The sequence below is a fragment of the Spirillospora sp. NPDC046719 genome, assembly GCF_040645715.1.
Lineage (GTDB): Bacteria > Actinomycetota > Actinomycetes > Streptosporangiales > Streptosporangiaceae > Spirillospora.
Genome location: NZ_JBEYYT010000243.1, coordinates 1 through 14078, shown reverse-complemented (window position 1 = coordinate 14078; position 14078 = coordinate 1). Strand labels below are relative to the sequence as shown.

The 14078-nt window shown below is 71.8% G+C and carries 12 protein-coding genes; 9 read left to right on the top strand and 3 right to left on the bottom strand.

Features of this window, described 5'->3' with window-relative positions; all coding sequences use genetic code 11:
* The 3 genes from ABZ914_RS32310 to ABZ914_RS32300 form a co-directional block, all read left to right on the top strand.
* Window positions 1–656, top strand: a 656-nt coding sequence (locus ABZ914_RS32310) for a zinc-binding dehydrogenase (protein ID WP_500197866.1), incomplete at its 5' end; no start/stop codon positions are given.
* 159 nt (window positions 657–815) lie between these two features.
* Window positions 816–1805: a LysR family transcriptional regulator gene (locus ABZ914_RS32305; protein ID WP_500197864.1), complete on the top strand. Its 990-nt coding sequence runs from the start codon at window positions 816–818 to the stop codon at window positions 1803–1805.
* 8 nt (window positions 1806–1813) lie between these two features.
* Complete coding sequence (locus ABZ914_RS32300; protein WP_500197862.1) at window positions 1814–2296, top strand: MarR family winged helix-turn-helix transcriptional regulator; 483 nt, start codon at window positions 1814–1816, stop codon at window positions 2294–2296.
* Window positions 2297–2374: 78 nt separating this feature from the next.
* Here the strand turns inward: ABZ914_RS32300 and ABZ914_RS32295 are convergent, their stop codons facing one another.
* The 3 genes from ABZ914_RS32295 to ABZ914_RS32285 all read right to left on the bottom strand — a co-directional run bounded on the left by ABZ914_RS32295 (window position 2375) and on the right by ABZ914_RS32285 (window position 6596).
* A complete protein-coding gene (locus tag ABZ914_RS32295; protein ID WP_500197860.1) occupies window positions 2375–4348 on the bottom strand; it encodes an APC family permease in 1974 nt (657 codons plus the stop codon).
* A 143-nt stretch (window positions 4349–4491) separates the two neighbouring features.
* The gene (locus tag ABZ914_RS32290; protein WP_190851980.1) at window positions 4492–5169 is read right to left on the bottom strand and encodes a response regulator; all 678 of its coding nucleotides are present in this window, start codon (window positions 5167–5169) and stop codon (window positions 4492–4494) included.
* The gene (locus ABZ914_RS32285; RefSeq protein ID WP_500197858.1) at window positions 5166–6596 is read right to left on the bottom strand and encodes a sensor histidine kinase; all 1431 of its coding nucleotides are present in this window, start codon (window positions 6594–6596) and stop codon (window positions 5166–5168) included. The genes ABZ914_RS32290 and ABZ914_RS32285 overlap by 4 nt, the downstream gene beginning before the upstream one ends.
* A 392-nt stretch (window positions 6597–6988) precedes the next feature.
* On the opposite strand from ABZ914_RS32285, the gene ABZ914_RS32280 reads away from it, so the two are divergent.
* The 6 genes from ABZ914_RS32280 to ABZ914_RS32255 all read left to right on the top strand — a co-directional run.
* Entirely contained in the window at window positions 6989–7504 is a 516-nt protein-coding gene (locus tag ABZ914_RS32280) for a hypothetical protein (protein ID WP_500197857.1), read from the top strand.
* Between the two features lie 76 nt (window positions 7505–7580).
* On the top strand, window positions 7581–7670 hold the full coding sequence (gene kdpF / locus ABZ914_RS32275; RefSeq protein ID WP_190851987.1) for a K(+)-transporting ATPase subunit F: 90 nt from the start codon (window positions 7581–7583) through the stop codon (window positions 7668–7670).
* Window positions 7671–9341, top strand: a complete 1671-nt coding sequence (kdpA, locus tag ABZ914_RS32270) for a potassium-transporting ATPase subunit KdpA (RefSeq protein WP_500197855.1) — start codon at window positions 7671–7673, stop codon at window positions 9339–9341.
* A complete protein-coding gene (kdpB, locus tag ABZ914_RS32265) occupies window positions 9338–11515 on the top strand; it encodes a potassium-transporting ATPase subunit KdpB (RefSeq protein ID WP_500197853.1) in 2178 nt (725 codons plus the stop codon). Before kdpA ends, kdpB begins: the two co-directional genes overlap by 4 nt.
* 1 nt (window position 11516) lies before the next feature.
* Entirely contained in the window at window positions 11517–12434 is a 918-nt protein-coding gene (locus ABZ914_RS32260; RefSeq protein WP_500197851.1) for a potassium-transporting ATPase subunit C, read from the top strand.
* An 85-nt stretch (window positions 12435–12519) separates the two neighbouring features.
* On the top strand, window positions 12520–14078 hold a 1559-nt coding region (locus ABZ914_RS32255), incomplete at its 3' end, for a sensor histidine kinase (RefSeq protein ID WP_500197849.1).

The following is a 14078-nucleotide window of genomic DNA, read 5'->3' as shown; positions in this document are numbered from 1 at the left end:
CCGCGGCCCGGCTCGCCGCCGTCCCGGACGGGCTCGCGGTCGAGCGGGCGGCGGCGCTGCCGACCGCCGGGCTGACCGCGCTGCGGACGTTGCGCATGCGAGGTGACCTGGCGGGGGCCAGCGTTCTGGTGACGGGGGCGGCCGGCGGGGTCGGGCGGTTCGCCGTCCAGCTGGCGCGGCGGTTCAAAGCCGAGGTGACGGCGGTGGTCGGACGGCCCGAGCGCGGCGAGGGTCTCGCCGCGCTCGGCGCCGCCGAGGTCGTCGTCGGCGTCGAAGGGGTGAAGGCGGGATTCGACCTCGTCTTGGAGACCGGCGGCGGTGAGTCCCTGCGGGAGGCGCTCCGCCTCGTCGCGCCGCACGGCACCGTGGTCTCTTTCGGCAATTCCTCGCGCGCCGCGACGTCGTTCTCAGTGAGCGACTTCTACCCGAAGGAAGCGTCTCTGCGCGGCTTCTACGTGCTGAACGACCTGGACGGCCCCCGCACCGCGGATGACCTCGCCTACCTTGCCCGGCTGGTCGCCGCGGGGGAGCTGGCAGCGGACATCGCGGCCGTCGACGATTGGCGCGACGCCCGGGCGACCCTGCACCGATTGCGCGACCGGCGCCTGGCGGGGAAAGCGGTGCTGCGGGTGACACGGGAAAAGCAGGGCGGATAAGCCGAATTTCCGAGCGTCCGTTTCCAGGAGGTGAACGATGACGCGGCAAGCGGGTCCTCATCGCGGTCGGCGTGGTCTCACCCGGCCCGCCGTCCGGCTCGGGAAGGGCCTTTCCCCGGGAGCCGGGGGAGTCCCGGACTGTGGTTCTAGCATTGCGCCATGCTCGACGTGACGCGGCTGCGCGTGCTCCGGGAGGTGGCGCGGCACGGCTCTTTGACCCGCGCCGCGGAGGCCCTCTCATTCACCATCTCCGCCGTTTCCCAGCAGATCGCCGTGCTCGAACGGGAAGCGGGGGCGCAGCTGCTCGTGCGGCATGCGCGAGGCGCGCGGCTGACCGAGGCGGGACGGGTGCTGGTGCGGCACGCCGAGGTGGTCCTCGCCGAGCTGCGCGCGGCCGAGACGTCCCTGGCCGCCGTCGCGCACGGTTCCGGCGGCCGGCTGCGGCTCGGGTCGTTCACCACGGCGAACGCCACGCTGATGCCTCGGGCGGTGAGCGCGTTCCAGCAGCGGGTCCCCGATGTGGAGGTCGACCTGACGGAGATCGACCGGGACGAGGCGATGGCGGCGGTCGCGATGTACGAGCTGGACCTCGCCCTGGTCTACGAGTTCCCCGTGGTGCCTTTGGAGGTTCCGGCGAACGTGGAGCTCAGCCCGCTTCTCGTGGACCCCCTCCATGTCGCGCTTCCGCTCGATCACCCGCTCGCGGACCGCGAGCGGCTCCGGCTGACCGACCTCGCCGAGGACCGCTGGATCCAGGGCGTGCATCACGGCTCGACCATCGACGTCCTTCCGCGCGCCTGCCGGAAGGCGGGTTTCGAGCCGCGGATCGCGTTCCGCACCGACGACCAGATGACGGTGCGAGGTCTCGTCGCGGCGGGACTGGGCGTCGCCCTCGCCCCGTCGCTCACGCTGTCGGCGACCCCGTCCGGCCTGGTGGTGCGCCCGCTGAGCGAGCCGTCGCTGACCCGGACCGTGGCGGCCGCGACGCCGGCCGGCGAGTACCGGCTGCCCTCCTCGTCGGCCATGATCGAGCATCTGCGCCGGGTCGCCGCCGGGCTGGGGCCGCACTGCCTGCCCATCGCGGAGCCCGAGCGGCATGCGCTGCGCCCGAACCGCCGGCTGGAGACAAGCGGGGGCACATATGTTTGACTTGGTCAATGAATATCGCGCCGGAGCCCGCCGTGCGGTCGCGTGACGGCGACCTCGTCGGCGACGCGCGGGCGCTCGGCCGGATGTACCGGTACCTGGTGGACGGTCTGCGGCTCAGCTGGGAGAACGCCCCGTACTCCGTGACCGAGGGCTGGGTGATCGTCGAGCTGGCGCAGCGGGACGTCACCGAGGTGATGGAGCTGCGCCGGCGGACCGGCATGGATCCCGGCTACCTCAGCCGCGTCCTGGCGCGGTTCCAGGCGGACCGACTGATCATCAGGGACCGGTCGCCGGAGAACAGGCGCTTCCAGACGGTCCGGCTGACCCGGCGCGGCCGCGCCGCCTTCGAGGCGATCGAGGACCGCATGGCGGAGGTGCTGCGCGCCAGGCTGGGCGCGTTCTCGGAGAGCGACCGGCGGCGGATCGTCGAGGCGATGACATCGATCAGCGGCGCGATCGAACGTGCCCTTGGAGGCCGATGTGCCCTTTGAAGCGGTCGAGCAGCGGCCCGCACTGCGGGCCGGGCACGTCCAGATCGTCGAGCGGCCGGCGGACGCGAGCTCGACCGACTATCTGTGGGCGGCCTGGTGGCGGGGGGACAGCGCCGCCTCGTCGGTACGCCGGGCGAAGGCGGCCTCGGCGGAGCCGAGCTGCCACGGGACGCTGGTGACCATGACCCCGGACCGGAACAGCAGCCGGGCCTTCAGCCGCAGCGCGCTCTGGTTGTGGAGCAGGTGCTCCCACCAGTGGCCGACGACGTACTCGGGGATGAAGACGCAGACGACGTCGCGGGGGCTCTTGCGGCGGATCCGGCCGACGTAGTCCAGCACGGGGCCGGTGATGTCGCGGTAGGGGGAGTCCAGGACCCTGAGCGGGACGGGGATGTCGCGGCGGGCCCATTCCTCCTCGAGCGCGGTGGTGTCGGTGGCGGACGTCGACACGGTCACCGCCGTCAGGTCGAACGGGCGGGTCGCGCGGGCGAACGCGAGCGCCTGGAGGGTCGGGGCGTGCAGCTTGGAGACCAGGACGACGGCGTGGATCCGGCTCGGCAGCGCGAGGGAGCCGTCGCCGGCCGACAGCTCGACGGCGATCCGCGCGTAGTGGCGGTGGATGCCCTTCATCATCAGGAACACCAGCGGCATCGCGATGACCACGATCCAGGCGCCGTGGGTGAACTTGGTGATCAGCACGACGACCAGGACGAGCGCGGTCAGGACGGTGCCGGCCGCGTTGATCGCCCGGGCGCGGTGCAGCGCGTGGCGGGCGCCGGGCGGCGCGGCGCGCAGGGCGGTCGTCCAGTGCTTGACCATGCCGGCCTGGCTGAGCGTGAAGGAGACGAAGACGCCGATGATGTAGAGCTGGATGAGCCGGGTGGTGCTGGCGTTGAAGATCCAGATGAGGCCGCCGGCGAGGACGGCGAGGATGACGACGCCGTTGCTGAAGACGAGGCGGTCGCCGCGCCGGGAGAACTGCTTGGGCAGGAAGCCGTCCTCGCCGAGGATCGAGGCGAGGATCGGGAAGCCGTTGTAGGCGGTGTTGGCCGCCAGGACCAGGATCGCGGCGGTGAACCCGGCCACGAGGTAGAACAGCCACGATCCGGAGCCGGACACCGCGGCGGCGACCTGGGTGATCACCGTCTTCTGCTCGTAGCCGGGCGGGGCGCCGGTGAGGGCGGAGACGCTGTCGGCGATCCGGACGTGCGAGGCCAGGGCCAGCCAGGTGATCCCGGCGAAGATCGCGATGGTGAGCCCGCCCATGATCGCCAGGGTGTCGGCGGCGTTCCTGCTCTTGGGCTTCTTGAAGTTGGGCACCCCGTTGCTGACGGCCTCGACGCCGGTCAGCGCCGTGCACCCCTGGGAGAAGGCGCGCAGGATCAGGGCGACGGCCAGCAGCCCGGTGGTCTGGTGGTGCGCCGCGATCCCGAAGTGCGCCGATTCGGCCTGCGGGGTGTCGCCGAGCAGCGCCCGGACCAGCCCCCAGACGATCACGATGCCGATGACGGCGATGAACCCGTAGGTGGGGACGGCGAACACCGCCCCCGACTCCTTGACCCCGCGCAGGTTCATGAGGGCCAGCAGGGCGACCAGCCCGAGGCAGAGCACCACCGAGTAGGGGGCCAGGGCCGGAACGGCCGAGACGATGTTGGCCACGCCCGCCGCGACCGACACGGCGACGGTCAGCACGTAGTCGACCAGCAGGGCGCTCGCGGCGGTCAGGGACGCGTTCACGCCCAGGTTCTCGCGGCTGACCGCGTACGCGCCGCCGCCGTTGGGGTAGGCGTGGCAGGTCTGCCGGTACGACAGCACCACCACGGTCAGCAGGACGATCACTGCGAGGGCGATCCACGGGGCGACGTGGAACAGCGCGAGCCCGCCCAGGCTCAGGCCGAGCAGGATCTCCTCGGTCGCGTAGGCGTTGGACGACAGGGGGTCGCTGCAGAACACCGGCAGCGCCAGCTTCTTGGGGAGCAGCGTCTCGCCCATCTGCTCGCTCCGCAGGGGGCGGCCGACCAGCAGGCGCTTGGGGGTCAGGACATTGCGCACGGTCCCATCCGACCGCCCCACCCGGCCGCGTCGACAGATTCCTTAACGCGCTCTTGACGGTGACGGCGTCGATCTTGATGTGCTCTTGACGGCCTCGCCCGCTAACGGCCCGCCCGGCTCGCCGCCGGGCCGTTAGCGCGCGGTCAGGGTTCGAAGCGGTAGCCCATGCCCGGTTCGGTGATCAGGTGACGGGGCCGGGACGGGTCGCGCTCCAGCTTGCGGCGGAGCTGGGCGAAGTAGACGCGCAGGTAGTGCGTCTCCGTCTCGTACGCCGGGCCCCAGACCTCGCGCAGCAGCTGCCGCTGGCTCACGAGCCGTCCCGAATGCCGCACCAGCAGCTCCAGGAGATGCCATTCGGTGGGGGTCAGCCGGACGTCGGCGCCCTCCCGCGTGACGCGCTTCGCGGCGAGGTCGACGGTGAAGGAGTCGGTGGCGACCACGGCGCTGCCGCCTTCCACCGGCGCGGACCGCCTGATCGCCGCCCTCAGCCGCGCCAGGAACTCGTCCATCCCGAACGGCTTCGTCACGTAGTCGTCGGCGCCCGCGTCGAGCGCGGCGACCTTCTCCGACGACCCGTGCCGGGCCGACAGCACGATGATCGGGACGCTCAGCCAGCCGCGCAGGCCGCGGATCACCTCGGTGCCGTCCATGTCGGGCAGGCCGAGGTCCAGGATCACCACGTCCGGGGGGCGCCGGGCGGCGAGGTCGAGCGCGGTCCGGCCATCCGGCGCGGCCTGCACCTCGTAGCCGCGCACCTTCAGGTTGATCCGCAGCGTACGGACCATCTGCGGTTCGTCCTCCACCACCAGCACCAGCGTCATCGGTCCTCCGCCACCGGTGCGTCCTGCGCGATCGGCAGAGCGAACACCATGGTCAACCCGCCGCCCGGGGTGTCGCGCGCGACGAGCGTCCCGCCCATCGCCTCGGTGAACCCGCGGGCGACCGCGAGGCCCAGCCCCACTCCGGCACCCTTCGGCGCGTCCCCGAGCCGCTGGAAGGACCCGAAGATGCGGTCCTTGTCGTGGTCCGGCACGCCGGGCCCGTCGTCCACCACCTGGATCTCGATCCGCCCCTCCGCACGGCCGAAGCGTAGTTCACTCGCGACGACCTGCACGGGCCCGGTGCCGTGCCGGACGGCGTTCTCCACCACGTTCGCGAGCGCGCGCTCCAGCAGCCCGGGGTCGACGAGCACCGGTGGCAGCGTCTCGGGGACGTCCACCTCGATCCGGGCCTCCGGCACCGCGGCGAGCGCGAACGGCACGATCTCGTCCACCGCCACCGGACGCGTGAGCGGCGCGACCGCGCCCGTCTCCAGCCGGGTCATGTCGAGCAGGTTGGCGATCAGCCGGTTCAGCCGGTCGGCGGACTCCTCGATCGTGGCGAGCAGTTCCGCCCGGTCCTCGGGATCCCATTCCACGTCGTCCTGGCGCAGGCTGCTCACGCTCGCCTTCACCGACGCGAGGGGGGTGCGCAGGTCATGGGAGACGGCGGCGAGCAGCGCCGTCCGCACCTTGTCGATCTCGGTGAGCTCCCTGGCGCGGGTCGCCTCGGCCTGCAGCCGCTGCCGCTCCACGGCGGCCGCCGCCTGGTGCGCGAACGCGGACAGCACCCGCCGGTCCGCCTCGGGCAGCACCCGGCCGCGCAGCGCCAGCAGCAGGTCGCCGGTCACCTCCACCCGCATGTCCGCCTGGTGCGGGTCCGTGCAGTACCCGTCGCCGGACGACCCGATCACGTCCCAGCCGTGCCGCGTCCGCTCCAGCATGGTCACCGACGTCAGCGCGAACGTCTCCCGGGCCTGCCGCAGCAGGTCGGGCAGGGTGTCCTCGCCGAGCAGCACCGTGGTGGACAGCCGGCTCAGCGTCACCGACTCGCTCCCGGCCTGGACGGCCCAGCGGCGCCGCCGCTCCGCGAGGTCGACCACCAGCGACACCGCGGCTGCGACCACCACCGACAGCACCAGCGCCAGGACGTGCTCGAAATCGGCGATGGTGAGCGTGTAGTAGGGCGGGGTGAAGAACCAGTTCGTCAGGAGGTTCCCGGCGATGGCGGTGAACAGCGCCGGGCCGAGCCCGCCGACGAGCGCGACGAGGACGGTGAAGGTCAGGAACACCAGCAGCTCGGACGCGAGGCCCAGGTCGCCGCGCCACGGCAGGAGCAGCAGGGTCAGCAGCGGCGGCCCGGCGAGTGCCAGGGCCCATCCGGCGACCAGCCTGCGGCGGCTCAGCGTGCCGTCCTTCGGCGTCCTCATGATGATCCCAGCGTATGCCGCGGCCCCCGCGCCACCGGCCACCGCCCGGGACAGGCCGTGAGGGGCGGCCGCTGACGATGGTCATTGGCCCCGGCTCCCTTTCGCGACTCGCGAAACCGCTTTCGCGACCTCCGATAATCGACCGCGCTAAAAGCGCGTCAATGCGGCGGGGGAGTGGTTCCGGTCGCTTTTGCGAGCCCCTGTGAAGTGCGCTCGCCATGGCCGCGGGTGACCTGCGCCACTGCGGGAGGGGCCCCGGCGTTAGGAACGCGTTAATACTGCCGCCAGCGCCGCTAAAAACGCGTCAAGGTCGGTCAACTCTCCCCAAAACGGGGCTTTACTCCATTGTGCCCTGGAAGGAGCCAGGGCGTGATGCGCGCTGGGAGGCCGCGATGGAGCGCCTGGAGGCGGCCGCATGGCCGCTCGGAGGGGGTGTGCTGTGCGCGTTCGTGATCACGGTCGTGCTCAAGGACGCCCCCTGGCCGGTGGGGTTCGCGGTCACCGGGATGTCCGTGGCGGGCTGGTCGCTGGCCGCGCCGCCCTTCGCGGGCGCCCTGCTCGGCACGGCGGCCTGGGCGCTGGTGACGGGATTCGACGTCGCCGGGGCCGGTGACCTGGTGGTGAACGGGCCGTCGGACGCCGCCCGGGCCGTGGTCCTGATCGGCGCGGGCGCCGCCGCGGGTGCGGCGGGCGCGCGGATGCGCCGGGCCGTCCCCGCGCGGGAGGCGTCCGGCTGGCCGGCGCCGCCCGAGGAGTGGCCGGCGGAACGCGCGGACACGGGCGCGGACGGTGTGCCGCCCCGTTCCGCGAAGGTCCCCCATGCGATCCCTTACCAGCGCGATCGGCGGACGGCCCGCCGTAACGGGCGTTCCGGCCGCGATGACATTCGACAAGGAAAACGACTATGAGCGACGTGGTGTTCGTTCTGCTGACCGTGGGCGTGTTCGTCCTGCTCGGGCTAGTGGTGAGGGGCGTGGAGAAGCTGTGACCGTCGAGAACGCGGTCGGTCTCGTGCTCGCCGCGATCCTGACCATCTTCCTTATCGCCGCACTCTTGTACCCGGAGCGCTTCTAGATGAGTACGACCCTCGCGGGGATCATCTTCATCGGATCCCTCGTGCTCGCCCTTGCGGTGGTGTACCGGCCACTGGGCGACTACATGTACCGCGTCTACAGCGGTACCAGGCACACGCGCGTCGAGCGGGCGATCTACCGGCTGATCGGAGCGAGACCGGACGCCGAGCAGACCTGGCCCGTCTACGCGCGCAGCGTGCTGGCGTTCTCGGTGCTCAGCATCCTGTTCCTGTACGGGCTGCAGCGGCTGCAGAACCACCTGCTGCTGAGCCTCGGCTTCCCGCCGGTCAAGGCGGACCAGGCGTGGAACACCGCGGTCAGCTTCGTCACCAACACCAACTGGCAGTCGTACTCGGGCGAGTCGACGATGGGCCACCTGGTGCAGATGGCGGGCCTGGCGGTGCAGAACTTCGTGTCCGCCGCCGTCGGCATGGCCGTCGCCATCGCGCTCGTGCGGGGCTTCGCCCGCAAGCGGACCGACCGGCTCGGGAACTTCTGGGTCGACCTGGTGCGCGGCAGCCTGCGGATCCTGCTGCCGATCGCGTTCGTCGGCGCCCTCGTCCTCATCGCGGGCGGGCTCGTGCAGAACTTCGGGGACGCCAACGACCACGTGGTGAACACGCTGGCCGGAGGGCACCAGGCGATCACCGGCGGGCCGGTGGCGAGCCAGGAGGTCATCAAGGAGCTGGGCACCAACGGCGGCGGCTTCTACAACGCCAACTCCGCCCACCCGTTCGAGAACGCCGCCCCCTGGACGAACTGGCTGGAGATCTTCCTGATCCTGCTCATCCCGTTCGCGCTGTGCCGCACGTTCGGCCGGATGGTCGGCAGCGACCGGCAGGGCTACGCGATCGTCTCGGTGATGGCGACCCTCGCGATCATCAGCGTGGCGCTCGTCCAGGTGTTCCAGCTCATGCACCACGGGACGGTGCCGACCGCGGTCGGCGGGGCCACGGAGGGCGTGGAGGCCCGGTTCGGGGTGTCCAACTCCGGGACGTTCGCCGCCGCGACCACCCTGACCTCGACGGGCGCCGTGGACTCCTTCCACGACTCCTACACCAGCCTCGGCGGCATGATGACGATGTTCAACATGATGCTCGGCGAGGTCGCGCCGGGCGGGACGGGATCGGGCCTGTACGGGATGCTGATCCTCGCCGTCATCACGGTGTTCGTGGCGGGCCTCATGGTCGGCCGCACGCCCGAGTACCTGGGCAAGAAGATCGGCTCCCGCGAGATCAAGCTCGCCTCGATGTACTTCCTGATCACGCCGATCCTGGTGCTGGTCGGCACGGGCGTGGGCATGGCGACCCGCAGCGGCCGGGAAGGGATGCTGAACCACGGCGCGCACGGGCTGTCGGAGGTGCTGTACGCGTTCACCTCGGCGTCCAACAACAACGGCTCGGCGTTCGCCGGGCTCACGGTCAACACCGTGTTCTACGACACCGCGCTCGGCCTGTGCATGGCCCTCGGGCGCTTCCTGCCGATGATCTTCGTCCTGGCGCTGGCGGGATCGCTGGCCCGGCAGGGGCAGGCCCCGGAGTCGGACGGCACGCTGCCCACGCACCGGCCGCAGTTCGTCGGCCTCGTCGTCGGCGTCACCGTCGTCCTCGTCGCGCTCACCTTCCTCCCCGCGCTGGCGCTGGGGCCGTTGGCCGAAGGAATCCACTCATGACCACTCAGACCGTTCAGGCGTCGGGTTCGGCGCCGCGACCGCCGGAACACCGCGGCGGAGGCAGGATCCAGGGCGGCCTGCTCGACCCGAAGCAGATGGTGAAGTCCCTCCCGGACGCGCTGCGCAAGCTCGACCCGCGCACGCTGTGGCGCAACCCGGTGATGTTCATCGTGGAGATCGGCGCGCTGTGGACCACGGTCCTCGCCGCCGAGAACCCGAGCGTGTTCGCCTGGCTGATCGCGGTGTGGCTCTGGCTCACCGTCGTCTTCGCGAACCTGGCGGAGGCGGTCGCCGAGGGCCGGGGCAAGGCGCAGGCGGACGCGCTGCGCCGCGCCAAGACCGACGCGGTGGCGCGCCGCCTGACCGGCTGGGCCCGGGACCGGACGGACCTGCGCGAGGAGCAGGTCGGCGCCCCCGACCTGCGGCAGGGCGACCACGTCGTCGTCGAGGCAGGCGAGATCATCCCCGGTGACGGGGACGTCGTCGAGGGCATCGCCAGCGTGGACGAGTCGGCGATCACCGGCGAGTCGGCGCCGGTCATCCGCGAGTCCGGCGGCGACCGGTCCGCGGTGACCGGCGGGACCAAGGTGCTGTCGGACCGCATCATCGTCAAGATCACCCAGCGCCCCGGCGAGTCGTTCATCGACCGCATGATCGCGCTGGTGGAGGGATCGAGCCGGCAGAAGACGCCGAACGAGATCGCCCTCAACATCCTGCTCGCCGCGCTGACCATCATCTTCCTGCTGGCCGTCGCCACGCTGCAGCCGCTGGCGATCTTCTCCAAGTCCGTCAACCCGGGCGTCGGCGACAGCCTGGCGCTCGACGCCCACGGCGTCACCGGGATCGTGCTGGTGTCGCTGCTGGTCTGCCTGATCCCCACCACGATCGGCGCGCTGCTGTCGGCGATCGGCATCGCGGGCATGGACCGGCTCGTCCAGCGCAACGTGCTCGCCATGTCCGGACGCGCCGTCGAGGCGGCGGGCGACGTGAACACGCTGCTGCTGGACAAGACCGGCACGATCACCCTGGGGAACCGGCAGGCCGCCGAGTTCCTGCCGCTGCGCGACGTCGACGCCGACGAGCTGGCCGACGCCGCCCAGCTGTCCAGCCTGGCCGACGAGACCCCGGAGGGGCGCTCGGTGGTGGTGCTGGCCAAGCAGCGTCACGGACTGCGGGAACGCACGCCCGGAGAGCTGTCCCACGCCACCTGGGTGCCCTTCTCCGCCCAGACGCGGATGAGCGGCGTCGACCTGCACGAGTCCGGCGACGGCACGCCCGACCGGATGCTGCGCAAGGGCGCCGCCGCCGCGGTCGGCGAGTGGGTCCGCGAGCAGGGCGGCGACGTCCCGGCCGACCTGCACCAGATCGTGGACGGCATCTCCGCGTCCGGCGGCACCCCGCTGGTCGTCGGGGAGGTCGTGGACCGCGACGCGCGGGTCCTGGGCGTCATCCACCTCAAGGACGTGGTGAAGGCCGGGATGCGCGAGCGGTTCGACGAGATGCGCCGGATGGGCATCCGCACCGTCATGATCACCGGCGACAACCCGCTGACGGCCAAGGCCATCGCCGACGAGGCCGGCGTGGACGACTTCCTCGCCGAGGCCAAGCCCGAGGACAAGCTCTCGCTCATCAAGCGCGAGCAGGAGGGCGGGCGGCTGGTCGCGATGACCGGCGACGGCACCAACGACGCGCCCGCGCTCGCGCAGGCCGACGTCGGGGTGGCGATGAACACCGGCACCTCGGCCGCCAAGGAGGCCGGGAACATGGTCGACCTGGACTCCGACCCGACCAAGCTCATCGAGATCGTGGAGATCGGCAAGCAGCTGCTCATCACCCGCGGCGCCCTCACCACCTTCTCCATCGCCAACGACATCGCCAAGTACTTCGCGATCATCCCGGCGCTGTTCGCCGGCCTCTACCCGGGGCTGGACGCCCTCAACGTCATGCGGCTGCACAGCCCGCAGTCGGCGATCCTGTCCGCCGTCGTGTTCAACGCGCTGGTGATCATCGCGCTGATCCCGCTGGCGCTGCGCGGCGTCCGGTACCGGCCCAGCAGCGCGTCCCAGCTGCTGTCGCGGAACCTGTACGTCTACGGGCTCGGCGGCATCGTCGCGCCGTTCGCCGGCATCAAGATCATCGACCTTCTCATCCGATTCCTTCCGGGGATGTCCTGACATGCGTTATCCCACCTGGATCCGGCAGCACCTGGCCGCGCTGCGCGCCCTGCTCGTGCTGACCGTCCTGCTCGGCGTCGCCTACCCGCTGGCCGTGTTCGCGGTCGCCCAGATCCCCGGCCTGAAGCACCACGCCGACGGCTCCTACGTCTCCCTGCACGGACGGACGGTCGGCAGCGCGCTCATCGGCCAGTCGTTCACCGGCTCCGGCGGCGAGCCGCTCAAGCAGTACTTCCAGAGCCGCCCGTCCAACGCCGGCGACGGCTACGACCCGACCGCCACGTCCGCGAGCAACCTAGGACCCGAGGACGTCGTCGACACGCTGCCCGACCCCAAGCTGATCGCGGCCGGCAAGGAGGACGAGAACGCCAAGCAGAGCCTGCTCACCCAGGTCTGCGCCCGCAGCAAGGCCGTCGGAGACCTCGAAGGCGTCAGCGGCGCGCGGCCGTTCTGCACGCCGGGCGGCGCCGGAGCCGTCCTGGCGGTGTTCGGTCACCGCGCCGCCGACGGCACCGTCCCGCACCCCACGCGGGTGGTCAGCCTCAACGAGGAGCAGGGCGTGGTGAAGGCACCGTTCATCGCCGCCTACAAGGGAGTGCCCGTCGAGCTGGCCAAGTACGGCGAGGACTACGCCAAGGGCCTGGTCGTGCCGGTCAAGGGCGCCGCGCCCGCCAAGCCCGCCGTCCCGGCCGACGCGGTCACCGCGAGCGGCAGCGGCCTCGACCCGCACATCTCGCCCGCCTACGCCTCGCTGCAGGTGAACCGCGTCGCCAAGGCGCGCGGCGTCACCCCCGCCCAGGTGAGGCGACTGGTCGAGGACAACACCGACGGCCGCGACCTCGGCTTCATGGGCGAGCGGCGCGTCAACGTCCTCAAGCTCAACATCGCCCTCGACCGGTCCTACCCGATCCGCGGCTGATCCCGCTCGAGCCCGGTGCCGTGGCGGGTCCCCGGACAACCGATCCGGTGGCCCGCCACCACGGGCGTTCACGATGGAGGTGTGCATGGGGCGCGGCAGGTTGCGCGTCTATCTCGGCGCGGCGCCCGGCGTCGGCAAGACCTACGCCATGCTCGCCGAAGGCGCCCGCCGCCGGGAACGGGGCACCGACGTGGTGGTCGGCTTCGTGGAGACCCACGGCCGGCCGCGCACCGCCGCGCTCCTGGAAGGCATGGAGATCGTCCCGCGCAGGACACTCGACTACCGCGGCACGAGCTTCACCGAGCTGGACACCGGCGCCGTCACCGCGCGGAGGCCGCAGGTCGCGCTGATCGACGAGCTGGCGCACACCAACGTGCCCGGCTCGCGCAACGCCAAGCGGTGGCAGGACATCGAGGAGATCCTGGAAGCCGGCATCGACGTGGTCACCACCGTCAACGTCCAGCACCTGGAGTCGGTCAACGACGTCGTCGAGCAGATCACCGGGGTTCCGCAGCGCGAGACCGTCCCCGACGAGGTGGTCCGCCGCGCCGACCAGGTCGAGCTCGTCGACATGGCACCGGAGGCGCTGCGCCGCCGGATGGCGCACGGGAACATCTACGCCCCCGAGAAGATCGACGCCGCACTCGGCAACTACTTCCGCGTCGGCAACCTCACCGCGCTGCGCGAGCTGGCGCTGCTCTGGCTGGCCGACAAGGTCGACGACCAGCTCGACCGGTACCGCGCCGACCACGGCATCGCCCGCACCTGGGAGGCCCGCGAACGCGTCGTCGTCGCCCTCACCGGCGGCCCCGAGGGCGACACCCTCATCCGCCGCGCCGCCCGCATCGCCGACCGCACCAAGGGCGCCGACCTGCTGGCGGTCCACGTCGCCCGCAACGACGGGCTCACCGACGTCAGCCCCGCGAACCTGACCCGGCAGCGGGCCCTGGCCGAGAGCCTGGGCGGCAGCTACCACCAGGTCGTCGGATCGAACGTGCCGGACGCGCTGCTGGACTTCGCGCGCGGCGTCAACGCCACCCAGCTCGTCCTCGGCGCGTCCCGGCGCGGGCGGGTCGCCCAGCTGTTCTCGCGCGGCGTCGGCGTCACGACCACGGCGCAGTCCGGGACCATCGACGTGCACCTGGTGACCCACGAGGAGACCAACCAGGGCCGCCGGTGGAGGGCGCGCAGATCGGCGGGGCTTCCGGCCGCGCGCCGCAATGCGGGATTCGCGCTGGCCGCGGCCGGGCTGCCGCTGCTGACCGTCCTGCTCGTCCACCTGCGCGAACAGCTGTCCCTGGCCAGCGACATCCTGCTGTTCCAGGCGGCCGTCGTCGGCGTCGCGCTGCTGGGCGGGCTGTATCCGGCGCTGTTCGCGGCGATCGGCGGATCCCTCCTGCTCAACTACTACTTCACCCCGCCCATCGGGAAGTTCACCGTGCAGCATCCGGAGGCGGTGCTCCAGCTCGTGATCTACGTGGTGGTGGGCGTGACGGTCAGCACGATCGTCGACATCACCGTGCGCCGCAGCCGGGAGGCGGGGCGGGGCCGCCCCCCCCCCCCCGGGGGGGTGACCCCAGCACGGGGAGAGCTGCGGCGGGGGGGTGAGGGAGTGGGGGGGGGGGGGGAAGGTGTGGGGTACAC

Bases quoted from the DNA above. Each gene is read 5' to 3' on its own strand.
- kdpB (WP_500197853.1), top strand. From the start codon at position 9,338: ATGACCACTCAGACCGTTCAGGCGTCGGGTTCGGCGCCGCGACCGCCG.
- ABZ914_RS32260 (WP_500197851.1), top strand. From the start codon at position 11,517: ATGCGTTATCCCACCTGGATCCGGCAGCACCTGGCCGCGCTGCGCGCC.
- ABZ914_RS32300 (WP_500197862.1), top strand. From the start codon at position 1,814: ATGAATATCGCGCCGGAGCCCGCCGTGCGGTCGCGTGACGGCGACCTC.
- ABZ914_RS32285 (WP_500197858.1), bottom strand. From the start codon at position 6,596: ATGAGGACGCCGAAGGACGGCACGCTGAGCCGCCGCAGGCTGGTCGCC.
- ABZ914_RS32305 (WP_500197864.1), top strand. From the start codon at position 816: ATGCTCGACGTGACGCGGCTGCGCGTGCTCCGGGAGGTGGCGCGGCAC.
- kdpA (WP_500197855.1), top strand. From the start codon at position 7,671: ATGAGTACGACCCTCGCGGGGATCATCTTCATCGGATCCCTCGTGCTC.
- ABZ914_RS32290 (WP_190851980.1), bottom strand. From the start codon at position 5,169: ATGACGCTGGTGCTGGTGGTGGAGGACGAACCGCAGATGGTCCGTACG.
- ABZ914_RS32280 (WP_500197857.1), top strand. From the start codon at position 6,989: ATGGAGCGCCTGGAGGCGGCCGCATGGCCGCTCGGAGGGGGTGTGCTG.